This window comes from Cupriavidus sp. GW823-FHT06D04, assembly GCF_058795055.1.
Genome location: NZ_JBXAHL010000003.1, coordinates 202,251 through 219,492, shown reverse-complemented (window position 1 = coordinate 219,492; position 17,242 = coordinate 202,251). Strand labels below are relative to the sequence as shown.

Annotated in this window: 17 protein-coding genes and 3 pseudogenes; 5 read left to right on the top strand and 15 right to left on the bottom strand. The window is 65.5% G+C overall.

Annotated elements, in window-relative coordinates:
* Positions 1–2 precede the first annotated feature (2 nt).
* Genes AC1Q7H_RS07120 through senB form a run of 5 tightly spaced genes read right to left on the bottom strand, consistent with a single transcriptional unit; the run spans position 3 to position 4,574 of the window.
* Positions 3–824, bottom strand: coding sequence for a PhnE/PtxC family ABC transporter permease (locus AC1Q7H_RS07120; RefSeq protein WP_249221154.1), 822 nt, complete (start codon positions 822–824; stop codon positions 3–5).
* Positions 821–1,663, bottom strand: a complete 843-nt coding sequence (locus tag AC1Q7H_RS07115; protein WP_211979605.1) for a phosphonate ABC transporter ATP-binding protein — start codon at positions 1,661–1,663, stop codon at positions 821–823. The genes AC1Q7H_RS07120 and AC1Q7H_RS07115 overlap by 4 nt, the downstream gene beginning before the upstream one ends.
* A gap of 10 nt (positions 1,664–1,673) precedes the next feature.
* Positions 1,674–2,525 carry a putative selenate ABC transporter substrate-binding protein gene (locus tag AC1Q7H_RS07110; protein WP_013952018.1) on the bottom strand — a complete coding sequence of 284 codons (852 nt, stop codon included), beginning with the start codon at positions 2,523–2,525 and terminating at the stop codon, positions 1,674–1,676.
* Positions 2,509–3,582, bottom strand: coding sequence for a selenide, water dikinase SelD (gene selD / locus AC1Q7H_RS07105; RefSeq protein ID WP_013952019.1), 1,074 nt, complete (start codon positions 3,580–3,582; stop codon positions 2,509–2,511). Before selD ends, AC1Q7H_RS07110 begins: the two co-directional genes overlap by 17 nt.
* Positions 3,579–4,574, bottom strand: a complete 996-nt coding sequence (gene senB / locus AC1Q7H_RS07100) for a selenoneine biosynthesis selenosugar synthase SenB (RefSeq protein WP_013952021.1) — start codon at positions 4,572–4,574, stop codon at positions 3,579–3,581. Before senB ends, selD begins: the two co-directional genes overlap by 4 nt.
* On the opposite strand from senB, the gene senA reads away from it, so the two are divergent.
* Both senA and AC1Q7H_RS07090 read left to right on the top strand, forming a co-directional pair.
* Positions 4,561–5,775, top strand: a complete 1,215-nt coding sequence (senA, locus tag AC1Q7H_RS07095) for a selenoneine synthase SenA (protein WP_249221155.1) — start codon at positions 4,561–4,563, stop codon at positions 5,773–5,775. The genes senB and senA overlap by 14 nt on opposite strands.
* A gap of 261 nt (positions 5,776–6,036) precedes the next feature.
* The gene (locus AC1Q7H_RS07090) at positions 6,037–6,426 is read left to right on the top strand and encodes a cupin domain-containing protein (protein WP_211979606.1); all 390 of its coding nucleotides are present in this window, start codon (positions 6,037–6,039) and stop codon (positions 6,424–6,426) included.
* A gap of 1 nt (position 6,427) precedes the next feature.
* On the opposite strand, the gene AC1Q7H_RS07085 is transcribed toward AC1Q7H_RS07090, so the two are convergent.
* The 5 genes and pseudogenes from AC1Q7H_RS07085 to AC1Q7H_RS07065 all read right to left on the bottom strand — a co-directional run.
* Positions 6,428–6,787, bottom strand: a complete 360-nt coding sequence (locus AC1Q7H_RS07085) for a BBE domain-containing protein (RefSeq protein WP_249678751.1) — start codon at positions 6,785–6,787, stop codon at positions 6,428–6,430.
* The gene (locus tag AC1Q7H_RS07080) at positions 6,669–7,253 is read right to left on the bottom strand and encodes an FAD-binding oxidoreductase (protein WP_492381076.1); all 585 of its coding nucleotides are present in this window, start codon (positions 7,251–7,253) and stop codon (positions 6,669–6,671) included. The genes AC1Q7H_RS07085 and AC1Q7H_RS07080 overlap by 119 nt, the downstream gene beginning before the upstream one ends.
* 38 nt (positions 7,254–7,291) lie before the next feature.
* Positions 7,292–7,756, bottom strand: coding sequence for a YaiI/YqxD family protein (locus AC1Q7H_RS07075; RefSeq protein ID WP_041228526.1), 465 nt, complete (start codon positions 7,754–7,756; stop codon positions 7,292–7,294).
* 91 nt (positions 7,757–7,847) lie between these two features.
* Positions 7,848–8,276 (bottom strand): VOC family protein, encoded by a 429-nt coding sequence (locus AC1Q7H_RS07070; RefSeq protein WP_013952025.1) that lies wholly within the window; start codon positions 8,274–8,276, stop codon positions 7,848–7,850.
* Between the two features lie 324 nt (positions 8,277–8,600).
* A pseudogene (locus tag AC1Q7H_RS07065) lies at positions 8,601–9,107 on the bottom strand (LysR substrate-binding domain-containing protein); the annotation flags it as partial.
* A gap of 2 nt (positions 9,108–9,109) precedes the next feature.
* Here AC1Q7H_RS07065 and AC1Q7H_RS07060 point away from each other — a divergent pair.
* Positions 9,110–9,731, top strand: a pseudogene (locus tag AC1Q7H_RS07060) (MFS transporter); the annotation flags it as partial.
* Positions 9,732–9,989: 258 nt separating this feature from the next.
* On the top strand, positions 9,990–11,450 hold the full coding sequence (locus AC1Q7H_RS07055) for a PQQ-dependent sugar dehydrogenase (RefSeq protein ID WP_492381075.1): 1,461 nt from the start codon (positions 9,990–9,992) through the stop codon (positions 11,448–11,450).
* A gap of 242 nt (positions 11,451–11,692) precedes the next feature.
* Here the strand turns inward: AC1Q7H_RS07055 and AC1Q7H_RS07050 are convergent.
* From AC1Q7H_RS07050 to AC1Q7H_RS07030, 5 genes and pseudogenes are all read right to left on the bottom strand, one after another.
* Positions 11,693–13,074, bottom strand: a pseudogene (locus tag AC1Q7H_RS07050) (DUF1329 domain-containing protein).
* Positions 13,075–13,103: 29 nt separating this feature from the next.
* On the bottom strand, positions 13,104–14,096 hold the full coding sequence (locus AC1Q7H_RS07045) for an NADP-dependent oxidoreductase (protein WP_041228527.1): 993 nt from the start codon (positions 14,094–14,096) through the stop codon (positions 13,104–13,106).
* 16 nt (positions 14,097–14,112) lie between these two features.
* A complete protein-coding gene (locus AC1Q7H_RS07040) occupies positions 14,113–14,988 on the bottom strand; it encodes an SDR family NAD(P)-dependent oxidoreductase (RefSeq protein ID WP_013952031.1) in 876 nt (291 codons plus the stop codon).
* The gene (locus AC1Q7H_RS07035) at positions 14,985–15,644 is read right to left on the bottom strand and encodes a Dabb family protein (RefSeq protein WP_211979609.1); all 660 of its coding nucleotides are present in this window, start codon (positions 15,642–15,644) and stop codon (positions 14,985–14,987) included. Before AC1Q7H_RS07035 ends, AC1Q7H_RS07040 begins: the two co-directional genes overlap by 4 nt.
* A complete protein-coding gene (locus AC1Q7H_RS07030) occupies positions 15,634–15,978 on the bottom strand; it encodes a hypothetical protein (RefSeq protein ID WP_013952033.1) in 345 nt (114 codons plus the stop codon). The genes AC1Q7H_RS07035 and AC1Q7H_RS07030 overlap by 11 nt, the downstream gene beginning before the upstream one ends.
* 251 nt (positions 15,979–16,229) lie before the next feature.
* Between AC1Q7H_RS07030 and AC1Q7H_RS07025 the strand changes: the two genes are divergently transcribed.
* Positions 16,230–17,237 (top strand): AraC family transcriptional regulator ligand-binding domain-containing protein, encoded by a 1,008-nt coding sequence (locus tag AC1Q7H_RS07025; RefSeq protein ID WP_492381074.1) that lies wholly within the window; start codon positions 16,230–16,232, stop codon positions 17,235–17,237.
* Positions 17,238–17,242: the final 5 nt, after the last annotated feature.

The window sequence follows — 17,242 nt, the reverse complement described above, 5'->3', positions numbered from 1 at the left end:
ATTCAGTCGATCAGCTTGCGCAGGCGCGCGCTGAGCGCGTCCGCCAGCAGAACCAGCAGCAGGAACACCAGCAGGATGGTCGCGGCTTCCCCGCCGTTGAGCAGTTTCACGGCCTGGTCCATCAACTGCCCAAGCCCGCCGGCGCCAACGAAACCCATAACCACGGAAGCCCGGATGGCACATTCCCAGCGGTAGACGGTGTACGAGACCAGCTCCTGCGCGGCATGGGGAAGCAGCCCATAGAACAGTGCCGCCAGGCGCCCGCTTCCGCTGCCAAACAGGGCATCCACGGCGCGTTTGTCGCTGGATTCTAGGATTTCCGCATAGACCTTTGCCAGCATGCCGCCATAGGTGATGGCCAGAGCGAGCACGCCCGCCGCCGCCCCCAGGCCGAGAGCACGCACGAAGACCAGCGCCCACACCAGTTCCGGCACCCCGCGCAGCAGCAGCACCAGGGTGCGCACGCCAGCGCGAACCGCCATGCGCGGCTTGCGTCCCCGGCCGGGGCCGATGCGCGACACCGACAGGCTGCCCGTCATGGCCACGGCCAGAGGTGTTGCGATCACAAAGGCGAGCGCAATGCCCGCGGTGGCGATCGCCAGCGTTTCCAGCGTGGCGTTGACCACAAGCCCGAGGAATCCGGGCGAAACCTCGGGCGGAAGGAAGTTGCGCACGAAGGCGCCCATCACCTTGAGGTTTTCGGTGTCGAACAAGGCTGAAGGGCTGAACCGGGACAGCCGCAACAATGGCCACAGCAGAAGCAGCGCGAGCACCAGGCCGCTTGCGCGCTGCAGCGCCTGAGGATCGCGCGGGTGGGTGGTCATCGGCACGCCGGCCTGGATGGGGTATCGCCATCGATGGCGGCGCTCGCACCTGCCGCGATGCTCATCAGGGCCTGGCTGCCTTGTACCGGGGGTGACGCGCTTTCGGAGGCATAGAGTTCGCGCAGCAGCGTGTCGGTCACGCGCTCGGCCGGCAGGTCGAAGGCGATCTCGCCCGCCTTCAAGCCGACGATGCGGGGAAACCAGCGCAGCGCCAGATCCACTGCGTGCAGGCTGGCGACCAGGGGCACCGCGCGTGTATCCGCTTCCCTGCGCAGCTCGCCCAGGGTAAGGTTGGCCAGCACCGGGTCCATTGCCGATACCGGTTCGTCCGCCAGGATCAATTCCGGGCGCTGGTAAAGCACGCGGGCGACGCCCACGCGCTGCAGTTGGCCGCCCGAGAGCTGGTCGCACCGGTCGAACAGGCGGTCGGCCAGCTCAAGGCGGGCGAGCTGTTCACCGGCACCATCGATGTCTGCCGGATAGACCAGCGACAGCAAGGATTTCCAGCCGGGCCAGACGCCCAGGCGGCCGGCAAGGATGGCGGTGATCACCCGCTGGCGCGGCGGCATCGGCGGCGCCTGGTGCACCATGCCGATGCGGCAGCGCAATTGCCGCAGGCGTGCGGCGGACACCGCCCAGGGGCTTTGCTCCAGCACCTCCACACGGCCCTCGCTTGGCCGCAGCGACGTTGCCAGCAAGCGCAGCAAGGAGCTCTTGCCGGCTCCCGACGGACCGATGACGGCGATGGGCTCGCCGCGGCTGGCCGCCAGTGTGATCTGGCTGAGCGCACGCTGTCCGTTGGCGTAGCTGACGCTGGCGGCGTCCAGGCGGAAGCTCATCAGACCGGCATCATTGGATAAGGCCCGCGGCGCGGGCTGCGGCCTCGATGCCGGCGTAGTTTTCCGGTCGGGTGGGGATGTACCTGGCGGTTCGCTGCAATGCCATGATTTCCCGCTGCTCGGGATTGGCCGGGTCAAGTCGCAGGAACGCTTCGGTCAGCTTCTTGCGCAAGGCCGGATCGAGCCCGCCGCGCACGGTCCAGTTGTAGTCGTAGTAGGGCGGTGTGACGGCAAATACCCTGACCTTGGCGGGATCCACCTTATGCTGCTCAACCAGCTTGTCCCACACCGAGGCATTGAGCACGCCGGCGTCGGCCCTGCCGGCCTGCACGAAAGCCACCGTCGCATCGTGGGCGCCCGAATAGGCGACCGTCTTGAAGTCCTTGTCCGGGTCGATGCCGGCCTGCAGCAGGAAGTGCCGTGGCATCAGGTGGCCGGAGGTAGAGGACGGCGCGCCGAAGACGAAGGTGTGGCCTTTGAGGTCGGCCAGCGACTTGATCGCGCTGTTGGCGGTGATGAACTTGCTGGTGAACGCGGCATCTTCTTGGCGCTGGACGATGGGGATGGTGGCTCCCTTCGTCCGGATCTTGCTCTGCACATAGGTAAAGCCGCCCAGCCACGCCATGTCGATCTTGCCGGTGGCCAGCGATTCGACCACCGCAGCGTAGTCCGTGACGGGCACGAACTTCACCTTCATGCCGGTTTCCTTCTCCAGGTAGTTGCCGAGCGGCGCGAACTTGCGCTGCAGCTCGGTGGGGGACTCGTCGGGAATGGCCGAGACCTTCAGGACAGCCTGGGCACCGGCGAGGCCGGCAAAGCCCAGCAGGGTCAGCGCGGCAAGGCGCTTAAGCAACGGCAACACGGGCGGCTCCTTGCGTCATTTCACCGATCACCGCAGCGTCTGCGAAGCCGTCCCGGCGAAAGATCTCCAGGATCTCGTCCACGGCTTCCGGTGCGCACGACACCAGCAAGCCGCCGCTGGTCTGGGGATCGGTCAGTAGTGCCTTCTGGCTTGGCGTGACCGACGTGGACAGGTCCACCTCGCTGCCGTAGCTGACCCAGTTGCGCCCCGATGCGCCGGTCACCAGCCCTTCGGCGGCCATGCGCTCAACCCGCGGCAGCAGCGGAATCCGCCCCATGTCCAGCCGGGCGCCGACGCCCGCGCCACGACACAGTTCCAGCAGGTGGCCGAGCAGGCCGAAGCCGGTCACGTCGGTCAGCGCGTGGACACCCGGCACTTCGGCCAGCAGTCGGCCGGGCGTGTTGAGTTTGGTGGTGCAGGCAATCAGGTCTTGATAGCCGGCCGCGTCGAGCTTGTCCTTCTTCACCGCGGCGGACAACACGCCCACGCCCAACGGCTTGCCGAGGATCAGCTTGTCGCCCGCCTCGGCGCCGCTGTTCTTCTTGACCCGATTCGGGTGCACCAGACCAAGGACCACCAGCCCGTAGATCGGCTCAAGGGAATCGATGGTGTGGCCGCCCGCGACCGGGATGCCCGCCTGGGCGCAGATCGATTCCCCGCCTTCGAGGATCTTGCCGATGACCTCAGGCGGCAGCTTCTCGATAGGCATGCCGACCAGCGCCAGCGCCATGATCGGGGTTCCGCCCATGGCGTAGACGTCGGAGATGGCGTTGGTGGCGGCGATACGCCCGAAATCGTACGGATCGTCCACCACCGGCATGAAGAAGTCCGTGGTGGCGATCAGGGCCTGGCTGTCATTGAGCTGGTAGACCGCCGCGTCGTCGCTGGTTTCCTTGCCGACCAGCAGTGCTGCCGGAGCAGGGAAGCCGACCGAATTCCTGAGGATTTCGGAAAGCACACCGGGGGCGATCTTGCACCCACACCCGCCGCCGTGGGAGAAGGCGGTGAGCTTGATCTTTGCGTTGTTTGGCTGGTCCACTGCGGGGCTCCGGGTCATTCTGGTTTCAAGGCGTCGGCGACAAGTTTACTCACTTCCGCCCGTTCCCGCGCCGGCGCAAACAGCGGTGCGCGAAGTGCGCATTGCTGCCGCAGGCGGTTCAGGAACCCGGCGTCCCGGCTGGTGCGTTCCAGCACCAGCGCCAATTGCGCGGCGTCACCCAACGGAAAATAGCCTTCGTAGTCACGGCCCAGCATGCCGAAGTTGCCCGGGATGCGGCTGGCCAGCACCGGCACGCCGCTGGCGACGGCCTCGGTGATCACGTTGGCGCCGCCTTCCATGGCGCTGGAGATCACCATGGCCTGTGCTTGTCGGATGTGCTGCCGGGTTTGGTCATGGGGCAGGTTTCTGAGCCAGACATAGCGCCGCACGCCGGGCCAGGCTTGTGCTTCCAGCGCCAGGGCCGCCTGCTGATATGCGTCATCCAGCGCGCCACCGATATGGATCAGGCGCACGCGCGAATCGTGGGGAAGCAGCGAAAGGGCGCGCATGGGCGTCAGCGGGTCTTTTTCCGCCCGCATGTGGCCGACCAGCACGACGTCGAAGTGATCCTGGCTGGGCGCCGCGGGTGCGCATGCCGGGGCAGACTGGTAGATCACCCGGCACCGGGCGCGATGCGCGGCCGCCAGTTCGGCGAGCCCTTCGTCCTGCAGCACCACCAGATGGGTGGCGAGTGCGAGCGAGCGCTGGGCTGATGCATCGGTGCGGATGTCGCGGTACAGATCGGTGCCGGTCAGCACGACGATTAGCGGACGATCCGGACAAGCCTCGGCGAACCTGGCGATGGACTCGGCCGAGCGTCGGGCGTGCAGGGCGATCAGGCAGTCGGGCAGGGCGCCGCCCTGGCTGGCCGTCGACCATTCAGCGGCCAGTGTGACATCGTAGTCCCCCTGCAGGAACCGGGCCCAGCGATTGGCGGTTTGCCAGTTGCCATTGTTGGCTTTGCGCAGCGCCGGACTGATAATTGCGACGGTGGCCTTGGGAGGACGCATGACGATAGGTTCTGAGGGGGCAGCAGCAAGAAGGATAAACAAGTTCGAGCTGGATGCGGCGTTTGCCGAGGCGCACCGGCGCACGTGGGGCCTGCTTCAGGAGCTATCGCCGTCCCAATGGCAGGTTCCTTACGATGCAGGAATCAATCCGCCCTTGTGGGAGTATGCCCATATCGCCTGGTTCACGGAGCTATGGGTGCTGCGGGAGCCGCGTGCCGGTCAGGACGGCCGCTGGGTGGCCAGCCTCCCGTCCATGCTGGCGGACGCCGACCGCCTCTTCGATTCCATGCGCGTCGCCCACCGGGATCGATGGCATCTTGCGCTGCCCCGGCTCCCCGAGATTCGCGACTACGCAGCCGCCGTGCTGGAGCACGTTCGCGCCAGGCTCGCCACGTCGGACGATACCGACGCTGCGCTCTATTTTTTCCGGCTCGCCTTGTTCCACGAAGACATGCATGCGGAGGCGCTGACCTATATGCGCCAGACGCTCGATTATCCGCTGCATGCCCCGCTCGGCATGCCTTCCATTGCGCCAGGCGCCGGCTCGGCAGCCGCAGGCGGCGACACGTTCCAGATGGGGTCACCCATCGGAGGCGACGGGTTCGTCTTCGACAATGAGAAGTGGTCCCACCCGGTCCACATCGCCCCGTTCCGCATCGATCGCACTTGCGAAAGCAATGCCGCATTTGCGGAATTCGTGGCCGCAGGCGGCTACCGCGACCGTCAATGGTGGTCCGACGACGGACGCGCATGGCTGCAACAGAGCGGGCTGGCGCATCCGCTGCGCTGGCGCCGGACAGCCGGCGGCATCGCGGGGCAATGGGCGTTGCGCTGGTTCGGGCAGTGGGTGCCGCTGCCGCCCGAACAGCCGGTGTGTCATATCAATGCCTACGAGGCGGAAGCCTATTGCCGCTGGGCCGGCAAGCGCTTGCCCACGGAAGCCGAATGGGAGTATGCGGCAACGCATGACCTGATCCGCTGGGGTAGCGCCGTGTGGGAATGGACGGCTGATCCTTTCGTGCCCTATGCAGGGTTCTCGCCCGACCCCTACCAGGAATATTCCGCCCCCTGGTTTCACACGCATCGCTCCGTTCGCGGCGGATCGTTCGCCACCCATGCCCGCATGCAGCATCCTCGCTACCGGAACTTCTACCTGCCGCACCGCGGCGACCTCTTTGTCGGATTCCGCTGCTGCGGTTGAGGAGGGAGGGCGTCTCCACGGTGATATCAATGCTTGCGCTGAGCGCTACGGTCTCACGTTGCGTCGCCAATTCCGTTCGGTTTCGTACATACCATGAAGGCTTTGGCGAAAAGACTCTCCGCAATTGACGGCTTCGCCGCTGCCAGGCCGACGCAGGGACCAAGACATGCATCACGTTAGCGAATCGCTGTATATGAAAGTCCGCTGGGACTAGATGGGATACCCATCTCCGAAAATCCGAAATAATTTCGAGGAGACGTCATGCACTACAAGCATTTGGCCATGTTCGGCGCCGTGGCATTGATGGCAGCTAGCGCGCTGGCGCAGAGTTCGGGCCTGACCCGCACCTTGGTCGGACGGGCCGACGTATCCGTGCCAGGTCGCGAAGCCGTGGTCGCGCGCGTGGAGGTGGCGCCAGGCGCCTATGCCGGGCGTCATACGCATCCCGGAGACGAGATCAGCTACGTTATGGAAGGCGAGGCGCAACTCCTGATCGACGGCCAGTCGCCACGCACGGTGAAGGCCGGTGAATCGTTCGTAGTGCCTGCCGGCGTGGTGCATGACGCCCACAACAGCGGTAGCACGGCGACGCGGGTGCTTGGCGTGTACGTGGTCGAGAAGGGGAAGCCGCTGGCATCGCCGGCGCCGTGAGTCAGATGTCGGTGGATTCGATGTTGAGCCCGCGCACCGGCCCGGGCCGGACATTCTGGTTCAGACGAAAGAAGTTGGCCGGGTCGTATTTGTTCTTGATCTCGACGAGCCTTTGGTAGTTTTCCCCATAGGCGGCCCGTACCCTGTCCTCTCCCTCCCCGCCCAGATTATTCGCATAAACCGCGCCCGTCGAGAACGGCCGGATAGCGTCCCACGTTTCGCGCGCCCACCGTACATTCGCTTCATCGTCTGCCGGATCGTCCCAGATCGAGATGGGGAAGCAGTCGTAGAGCGCATCGCGGTTTACGTAGGGTGTCTCCGTCCTCGGGACCCGGGCGATCGCCCCGCCAACCTGCTTCAAAACCAGCAGTGGCATGCCGCCAGGCGCGTTCGCGTAGGCATAACAGGTCCGCGTTCTCGGTGGCACTGGCTCTGAGCATGCGGCCATCGGCCAGCACGATCTCGGCCGCGATCAGGTTATCGCATGCCAGGCCATGCTTGCGGCCTAGCCTGCCGAAGCCGCCGCCAAGCGTCAGCCCGGCGATACCAGTATCGCTGTTGACCCCCATCGTCGTCGCCAGCCCGTGCGACTGGGTTGCGCGGTCGAATTCGCCCAGGCTCAGGCCTGCACCCGCACGCGCAATGCGGTGTACCGGATCGATTTCGATCCGTTTCAGGCGCGCCAGATCGATCACGATGCCGTCGTCGCAGACGGACAAGCCGGCGACGTTATGGCCTCCGCTGCACACCGCCACCAGATAGCCGCCAGACCGGGCAAACGTCACGGCACGGCTGACATCGGCGGCATCGGCGCAATAGACGATCATCGCCGGCCCCACTACTGCGTTGCTATGGCTAGCAAGTCTCAGGCGACGGCACCTGGCGGCGCATGGCGTGCCAGGAAGCGGTCCAATTGGCCAGCGAACGCCTTGCTATCCTGCGGAGCGTACGGTGCCGGTCCGCCGGTATCCACGCCCGAGCTGCGGAGTTGTTCCATCACCTCGCGCATCGTCAGGCGCTCCTGGATATTCTCACGGCTAAACCAGCTCCCTCGCGGGTCGAGCACATAGGCGCCCTTGTCAAGGGCGGCGGCGGCAAGAACGATGTCCGCGGTAATCACGAGGTCCCCGCTGCTCACCAGTTCGACGATACGGTCATCGGCGACGTCGAAGCCCGCAGGCACTTGCAGTGCCTTGATAAAGCGCGAAGGCGGCGTGCGCATGTACTGGTTGGCAACCAGCGTGACGCACACTTCGACACGTTGTGCGGCCCGATACAACATTTCCTTGACGACAACCGGGCAGGCGTCTGCGTCAACCAGTACTTGCATCACGGTACTTCCAATGGAGGGAGGGAACGCTCATATTACTGCCTGCGCGCGTCTCGATGGGAAGGAACGTCGGCCTTGATTGCGGCCAGCATTATTTCTCTTCTCGCATCGATGGGGTAAAGGTGATCCCTACCAATAACCCTTCCGGCCCGATGAAACGACTGACGGTCTGGCCCCACGGCTCTTTCTTGTTCCTGACCAGCATTCGGTACCCTCGTGATTCAAGCTCTGCCGTAGCCCTTTCGACGTTATCAACGTCAAACTCAATCCAGGCTTGCGGGATAGGAACGTCACCAGGCCACGAATCGCTGCCATAGCAGGACTGAGCTGCCTCAGAAAGCGGCCACAGGGCGAAGCTGTTCGCTCCTTGCAGAGCCTCCGTATGAAGGTAACCGCCTTTCTCCTCATTGAAGGGGATGCCGAAGGTCTGGCTGTACAGCTTGCGGCTTGCCTCCGCTTCACGAACAATCGGGCCAAAGCCTGCGATGAACAAGACTGTGGTATTTGCGATCTCTTCCATGGCTTCTCCTTTGCCCTGGGAATGAGCGGTTTGGCTCGGAAGCAATGGCCACAAGTACGGGATGCGAGCGGGTGGGTGACCGCAATGGCCGACTACCTGACGAGCATGACTGTCCACGCCGATCGAGCTTTGGCCTGGCATAGAGGCCGGTTCATGGGGGGACTGGTCCTGGATAAGTGTAAGGCCTGTTTCGGTTGACTTGTAGCCGCTACTCCCGCGCGGCGACCGGCGGTCAGGCGGATTCAGGAGCGCTCGCGGCATCGCATGCATGTCGTTTCACTGTGGCCTGGCAGCCGGCTGTCGCCCGCCGCGCTCCCTTCGACGCTAGCGGCGGGCCGACCCGCCAACGCGAAGTGCGTTCACCACCAGCGAAAAGGCTGGCGATGCCTGGCGGCGGCGGGGGTAGTACAGGTGGTAGCCCCCAAACGGAGGGCACCAGTCTTCCAGCACGCGTCCCAGCCGCCCTGCCTCGACGTGGGGTGCGAATTCCTCTTCCGGGAGGAAGGCGACGCCCAGCCCCTCAAGCGCGGCCATCACGATATGCGGCGTGGTGTTGAAAACGACCTGGCAGTCGACGCGCACCTTCAATTGACGGCCACGGCGCTCGAAGTCCCAGACGGACAAGCCTCCGTGCGTTGGAAACCGGAGATTGATGCAGCGGTGCGCTGGCAGATCACGTGGTGTCTTGCGAGCCGGATTCCCGGCGAAGTAAGACGGCGCGGCCACCACGGCCACGCGCAGCCTGGGGCCGATGGGCACGGCGATCATGTCCTTGTCGATGGTGTCGCCCAGCCGCACCCCTGCGTTGAAGCGATCCGCCACGATATCCCTGCCTGCCTTCAATGCAGGCTGAATCGCGCGCAGCCGCCTCTGGCAACGTCCTCAGGCTGTTCAAGAGCCGCGGTGCGGCTCTCGGCATGACTGCCTGCGGCGCCTTCTTCATGGGGCAGTTCGCGTTGTTCACGTATGTGCGGCCGTTCCTTGAAGGCGTGACGCATGTCAGCATGTCCGCGTTGTCGCTCGTTCTGCTGACCATCGGTGTTGCAGGCTTCATCGGCACCACGCTCATTGGTCATGTTCCTGAAGCGGGGGGGTGTACCGCACCCTGATCTCCATCCCACTGTTGATGGCGGTTATCGCCTTGGCGCTGATCCCCTTTGGCGGCTGGTCGCAGCCGTCGCGGCGCTGTTGGGTCTTTGGGGGCTGGCGGCTACTGCGGCTCCGGTTGGCTGGTGGAGCTGGATCGCCCGGACCATGCCGAAGAACGCCGAAGCCGTCGGCGGGTCGATGGTGGCCGTGATTCAGCTGGCCATCGCACTGGGCTCCACCCTTGGCGGCCTGCTGTTCGACATCAGCGGCTACCAGACCACGTTCGTGGCGAGCGCCGCGCTGTTGCTCGTCGCAGCCTTCCTGACTTTCCTTGCCTCGCGCTCGGGCATGGCACAGGCCGCCTGAGTCAGAAGCCGGAGCAGTACTGGACGTCCCTGGCGACGGATGCGCTGTTTCCCGATGAAGTGCTGGCCGGGGGAAGCTTGCGGATCCGGCCACCATAGCTGATCCAGGCGCCCGCATGTATCGCCGATGCCACGCGCATGAAGTACCTTTTACAAAGGCGAGGCGCGCCTGCCGCTGGAAGCCCGGCCGGACTTGTGCCAGGGCCGTGGACCGGTTCTTGCATGGCAGGCTGTGCCTGAGCCGTGACAGGAGCGCGCCATGTCCGAAGCACTTCGATATTCGCTTTGCCGTTTCTTCATCGCCTGCTACCTGGGTCTCGCGGCCTGCGGAGGGGGCGGGGACGGCGGGGGTAGTGACAGCGCCACGGGCACCGGCACCGGCACGCTGACGCTCTCCATCTCCGGCCTGCCGTCCGGGACGTCGGCGGCCATCACGGTATCGGGGCCTGGCCAATTCCGCCAGACCGTGACCCAGTCGACTACGCTGTCCAACCTGGCTGCTGGCAGCTACGCCATCAGTGCCGCCAGCGTGCTGACGGGCAGCACGCTCCTCAAGCCCCAGCCGCCTTCGCAGACCGTGGCGGTGACCGCGGGCGGCCGTGCTTCGGCAAGCGTGGCCTACGGCTCGCCGGAAACCGTGCAGTTGTCGCTGACGCAGGTTGCCGGCGGGTTATCAGCGCCTATCTTCCTGACCGCGCCCCACGGCGATTCGCGCCTGTTCGTGGTCGAGCGGGCCGGCCGCATCCGGATCGTGCGCAACGGCACATTGGTCGCTACACCGTTTCTCGATATCGCAGCGCTGACGACGACCGACGGCGAGCGCGGGCTGCTGTCGATGGCGTTCGATCCCAACTATGGGACCAACGGCCGCTTCTACGTCTATTACACCGACGCCAATGGCGCCATCACCATCGCCCGCTACAGCGTGTCGGCCGCGAATCCGGATATCGCCAATGCATCCGGCACCGTGCTGCTGTCGATCCCGCACGGCACTTTCTCCAACCACAACGGCGGCCAGCTCGCGTTCGGCCCGGAGGGCATGCTCTATATCGGCACGGGCGACGGCGGCGGCAGTGGCGATCCTTCGGGCAACGCCCAGAACCCGGGAACGCTGCTCGGCAAGATGCTGCGCATCGACGTCAGCGGCGCGTCCGGCTACGGCTTGCCTGCCGGCAATCCGTTCGTCGGCCAGTCCGGCAGCCGCGGCGAAATCTGGGCTCTCGGCCTGCGCAACCCGTGGCGGTTCTCGTTCGACGCCGGCTTGTTGTATATCGCCGATGTCGGCGAGGACCAGCGCGAGGAAGTCGACGTGGCGCCGGCCACCAGCGCGGGCCTGAACTACGGCTGGAACCGGACCGAGGGCACCGCCTGCGTGGGTGCGGCCGGGTGCGACAAGACCGGGCTGACTATGCCGGTCTTCGAATACGGCCATGACGCGGGCGCTTGTGCCATCGTCGGCGGCTATGTGTACCGGGGCAGTGCCAGTCCGGCGCTGCAGGGGCGGTACTTCTATACCGACCTTTGCACGGGCAAGCTGCTGAGCTTCATGTATCGCGACGGCGTTGTCGTCGAACAGGTCGACTGGAAGGTCACTGTCCCAGGCAGTGTGTTCTCCTTTGGCGTGGATGACGGGCAGGCGCTGTACGTGCTGGCCGATCCGGGCACGTCGACGACGAGCGGGCGGGTGTATCGGGTCGATGTGTCGGGCGGCACGCCGTAACGGCGGGGCTTAGGGGAGTACTGCGACTTCGGGCAGGGGTCACGCCGCTGGTTTCCGCCTCGTCGCCCATGAACGCGATAATCGAGCTCGCGCTGAGGCAAGCGCTTGCGCAAGCCACTGGAGCAGTCGAGCTCCAGCACTTATGCATGGGGAACATCCAGGGATGGAATCAATGCACGACCACAAGCCCCAACAGCAGGCATCCTCCCTCAGTCATCCGGATGCCTGCATGGGTGCGAGAGTCAATGCCCCGCCCCCCGGATCGAATCGGGCGAGAAATACGCTTCACTGAACTGCGGACTGCTGTTCAGGCGTACCGGCTTGCCTTCATTGGTCAGCCGGTCCGCCAGATAGGCGCCAGCGGTGAGGTCGTGATAGAACGCCACCGCCGGGTAATAGCGCCGTGCATCGTAGGCGAAAAGCGACGATTGCAGATTGGTCCGCCACAACTGGCCGCGGGCATCGTAGTTGTCGGCAAGCACGGCCATCCAGGTGTCCTCGTCCAGGTACAGCACGCGCTTCGCGTATTGATGCCGGAAGCCTGGCTTCAATTTGGCTTCGAGCACCCAGACGCGGTGCAGTTCGTAGCGGACAAGGTCGGGGGCCGCGTGGTTGGCGCCCAGCAGCTCGGCGTACTTGACGGCGGGATCGGCCAGCTTGTAGTTGTGGTAGGGGATATAGATCTCCCGCTTGCCGACAATCTTCCAGTCGTAGCGCTCACCTAGCCATTGAACAGGCGATCGTCGTCCACGGTGCGGAAGCCGCCCGGACCGAGCGGCTGGTCGAAGCCGAACTCGGGTGCCTGCCGGACCCGGCGCGTGCCGGGATTGTATTGCCAGGTCCTGGCCGTATCCGAACCTTCGCGATCCCAGAAATTGTGGGAGACGATGATATTGCCGCGTTCGCGTAAGGGCAGTTCGGTTTCAACGCGGGCGAAAGTCCGGTTGATCAGGGGCGAGCCTTTTTCGAATGCGGTGCCGTTGACCGGCGACCAGATGTCGTATTTCCACTTGCCCCACGCGATCTTGCCGTCGCGATACACGACTGCCTGGTCATAGACGGCGGCCTCTTCGGCAATGGCGGAAGAGAAGCGAAGGTTCCACATCAGCTCCAGGCCATTCTTGGGAACGGGAAAAGGCGCGGTGGGCGGATAGTCCTTGAGGCCGTTCGCGTCGCTCGTCAGCTGCGTGCCGGGGGCGTGGTGCTGGATCGCCTTGTAGACGGCATCGCCATAGCGAAAGTCGCGATGGCTGGGATAGATCGCCATCTTGAAGGTTGCCGGGTACAGCCTGAACATGGCGAGCTGCCCGTCGCTCAGGCGGGCACGGTACTGCTCCAGGTTCTGGGCCGTGATCGTTGCCAGCGGTTGTTCCGACGCGTAGGGGTCGGGATATGCATCGCCCGGCCGGAACGCCAGGCCTGCGGGCGTGGCCTGCCACTTGCCGCTCCACGCGGGGATGCTGCCATCCTTGTTGGCGGACCGTTCCGCGCCCATGGGCGTGAGGGGACCGTCTAGGCGCTTGACTTCGTCAGGCGTCATCGCGGCCAGGGAAGGTGCGTTGATCTGTGAAACGGCTAGCACCGCACCGGCAAGCGTGCATAGCAGGAGAGCTTTGCTCTTCATTGTCTTTACTCCGTTCGATGGTGTCATGGTCATGCGCCAGCATTGGCTGGCTCGGCGATACGCAGCACCAGCTTGCTTGCCGCCTTGCCCGACTGGACCAGATCGAGTGCGCGCCCGGCCTGCTCCAGTGGCAGGCATTCGATGCGGGGCGGTCGCAGGCGCCCGCTGCCGAGCAGCGCTGCGATCTCGCGCAGCCGCGCGCCGCTGGGCATCTTGCTGAACGCCACGGCGGTGCGGACGCCGCGCTGCGCGGCTGCGGCAGGATCCGGGCCGTTGTCGCCACTGACCAGCGTCAGGATGGCGACAAGGATGCCGCCGGGCCTGAGCAGGTCCATGCCGTTCGGCAGGGTGCCGCAGCCAACCGCGTCCAATACCAGGTCGACGCCAGCCGGCGCCCATGCCCGCATGGCGGCAGCGATGTCGTCGCCCCGGTAGTCGATTGCCAGGTCGCACCCGAGCGCCATTAGTTCGTCGCGGCGTGCCGCGCTGCAGGTGGCTGCGACGGTTGCCCCGGCCGCCTTTGCCAGTTGCACGGCAAACGTGCCGACCGCGCCGGCACCGCCATGGACTAGCACCGTCTGGCCTGGCTTGAGTCCGCCTTCGTCGAAGAGTCCCGTCCAGGCGGCCAGCGCCGGGGTGGGGACGGCCGCGGCTTCGGCAAATCCCAGGTTGTCGGGAATCGGCACCACGCAATCCTGGCTGACCGCAACGTACTCGGCATAGGAACCCCACTTGCCTGCGCCGACCGCGGTCTGCGCGAACACGCGTTGTCCCGGGACAAAGTCCTTGACGCCGCTTCCCACCGCTGCCACGACGCCGCTGGCATCGAAGCCGATCACGAACGGGAAGCTGTACTGCATGAAGTGGCTCAGATAGCCTTCGCGGCATTTCCAGTCAGCGGGATTCACGCCGGCACAGGCCACGCGGACCAGGACTTCGCCGGCAGCGGGTTCCGGCCTCGGGAGGTCTCCAAGCCTGAGTACGTCGGGCCCGCCGGTACGATCAATGACGACAGCGCGCATGCTCTTCTCCATGGCCTCACCTTGCGGACAGTTCGTGGTTCAAACCAGGATGTGCCCAGGACGGAATCACGGGCGGCGGCAGCATGCCCTGGCCATCAAGCGTACGGACGTTCAGCCCGTGCGCCAGGGGGAAGTGCAGGCTATGGGCGATGTGGCCGGTGCGCAGCCGGGCCGGCACGCTGCAGAGTGCAAGCGCCGTTTCCACCAGGTACTCCACTGGCTCGGTGGGATAGCCGTCCGGGATATAGCGCTCGCTGCCTGGCGTGCGGATCGCCGTGCTCGGCGCTACGGAATTGACCGCGATATTGTCGGCCTCCAGTTCCGCTGCCAGGCCCTCGGTGAACCGGTTGATGGCGGCCTTGACCGCGGCGTAGGCCGTGACCCCGCCAGCCCGGTCAAAGTCCTGATATGGGCGAGCAGGCGACAGGGCGGTGACGGAGCCCAGGTTCAGGATCCACCCCGCGCCGCGCGTGCGCATCAGCGGGATCGCTGCACGGCTGAGCACGAAGGGGATGCGCAGGTAGTGCTTGACCGTCCTGTCGAAGATTTCCAGCGGCATCGATTCGATGCGGCTGTATTCCGCCATGCCGGCATTGTTGACCAGGATGTCGAGACCGCCCGCAGCACTTGCCGCCTGCGCCACCAGGTCGTCGCGTTGCGCGGGATCCTCGAGATCCGCCGCCAGCGCGATGGCACTGCCCCCTTGCCGCCGGATCTGGCCAACCGTCTCAGCCAGCGTGCCAGGTTCGTCTTCGGACTCGCCTGCGCGCCGTGCCGTGGCAACCACCAGCGCGCCCTCCGCCGCGAAGCGCTGCGCGATGGCACGACCGATGCCGCGGCTGGCGCCGGTTACCAGCGCAATCTTTCCTGTCAGTTTTCTGTGTGCGGTCATGGCGCGTATTCCTCGGTGCGGTTGTGGTTGGCAATCAGGCTTGTCGCGAGCGGGCAGAAGGCATGGGAGATCGCCTGGACTGTCCATTCGGGAAACTCGGGGTCGAACCATCGGTCGACATGGCCCCAATGAAAGGGGTGCATCAGGTATTCGCCCAGCAGGTCGTCTGTGCTGGCGAACTCCTGCTGCCAGACATGGGTCCAGGTGCCGGGCGACAGGACGCGGGCAAGCCGCCAGTTGAGGATGCCGGGCATGTACTCGGGCATCCGCAGCAGGTCTTGCTCAAGTGCGCGGACCTGCCAGTCCGGCGCTTCAGGCCGGAGCCGGAACATCAGCGTGCGCCAGATCCCGTGGCACAGTGGAGGGGCGCGCAGTCCGTCCGAGATCGGGCGATAGGCGACGCTATCCACCTCTGCCATGCCGTCCAGCGCGGCAACCAGGCCGATGTCGTGACCGGGCGAGCCGGATGCAGTCGGGTCGAATAGAAGGTCGAGCGTGTAGTCGCCAGCGCCCCAGCTTCCCGCCAGGTTCCTGCCAATCGCCACATGGCTCAGGCCCGGCAGCGTTTCAATGCGGGCAAGCAGGGCTTGCTCCTGTGTGCACGTCCCGGAGCAGAAGCCGGCGAGCAATCGCACCTGTGCTGTCTCAAGCCGCATCGCAATGCTCCTTGCGCTGGGGCAGCGTAGCTGTCGCATCGGCCATCACATGGCGGCGGCGCGCTTCACACAGCGTGTCGACTGTCGACCAGAAGGCGAGCACCGGGGCATCGATGCTGGCGCGCATGGCGTAGTAAGCCGGCGCATCCGCCACTTGCCACAGCAGCCACAACGTATTGGGTGCATCTTCCAGCGCCACGGGCGGCGACACGCAGCGCTGCAGCAGCGCCAGGCCCCTGGCGGCGCTGCCGGGCAGGTACTGGCTTTCCAGCAGGCTCAGCACAGTGGGCAGGTGCCCGGGCGCGAGCACGATTTCATCGAGGATGTGGATCATGGTGTGTCTCAAGCGGCGCAGGCAGGGCAGCAGGGCTGCGATGCCGGAGCCGGGGGTTTGCGGGAGAGAAGCGCGGTCATGGGTTGTCCCGTATAGGCATGGTGTTCAGGGCATGGCAACCTCCATCGCCCAGGCCGTGCGCAAGCTGTCGCGCGGGTGGAAGTGCCGGGATGATTATGGGAGGCCAGGCCGCACCGAGTCCCCACCCGAACGATCAACCATCGCTACCGAAGCAATCAGAACCAGCGACCATGAATGCCCACATACCGGGGAATCCCGTACCTGTTCCGCACGGCATGGTGCAGCGCCTGCTGGACGAACTGAAGCGGCAGGGCGTCGAGGTTCCACCTGCCGCCGGCGCATCCGGGCATGCGCCGGCGGCCCGGTTCACCGCGCTCTATCGCGCCGCGATCGAGCGGCTGGAAGCCCTGGTCGCCAAAGGCAACGGCCACCCCCCGATGCGCAAGCAGGAAGTGGACTTGTTGTGCCGTTGCGTATTGAGCAGCCAGACGCTGAGGGAGGCGATCCGCTGCGCGGCCGACTTCTGCGCGATGCTGTATCCGCGCGCCGGGGCGCTCAGCCTCGGGCAATGCGCAGGGCAGGCGGTGTTCCGCATGGATTCGCTGCGGCGTGCGAACTCCTCCGCGGCTTGCCTGGTGGACCTGACCGGGCTCTTCTTCTATATGCTGCTGTTCGGCTGGCTGGTCGGCCAGCCGCTGCGCCCGACCCACGTCTACCTGGCGCATCCCCGGCGCGAGGACGCCATGCCTTTCCTGGGCTTGTTCCATGCCGCGGTGACGTCTGGCGCCCAGACCTACGGCTTCGAATTCGATGAGGCCTTGCTCGACCGGCCGGTCGTGCGCCAGGCCGCGGAGCTCGACGCCTTCCTGGAAGATTTTCCTTACCGCCTGATCGGCGCGCCGGTCGAGGTCGTATCAGTGAGCCAGCAGGTGCACGGCATCCTGCACGCAGCGCTGGTGCATGGCGCGCGGCTGCCGACGCTGGCTGAGCTGGCCATGCGCTTTGATGTGAGCGAGCCGACCCTGCGCCGCCGTCTCGCTGCCGACGGCAGCAGCTACCGGGTACTGCGCGAACACAGCCTGCAAGAGTACGCGGAACAATGCCTGTGCACGACCAACTGGTCGGTAGGAAGAATCGCGGAGCAGCTTGGCTTTGCCAGCGAGGAAGCGTTTCGGCGGGCGTTCCAGCGCTGGACCGGGCATGCGCCGACGCGCTTCAGGCGGGAAAGCAGGGGGTGAGGCGG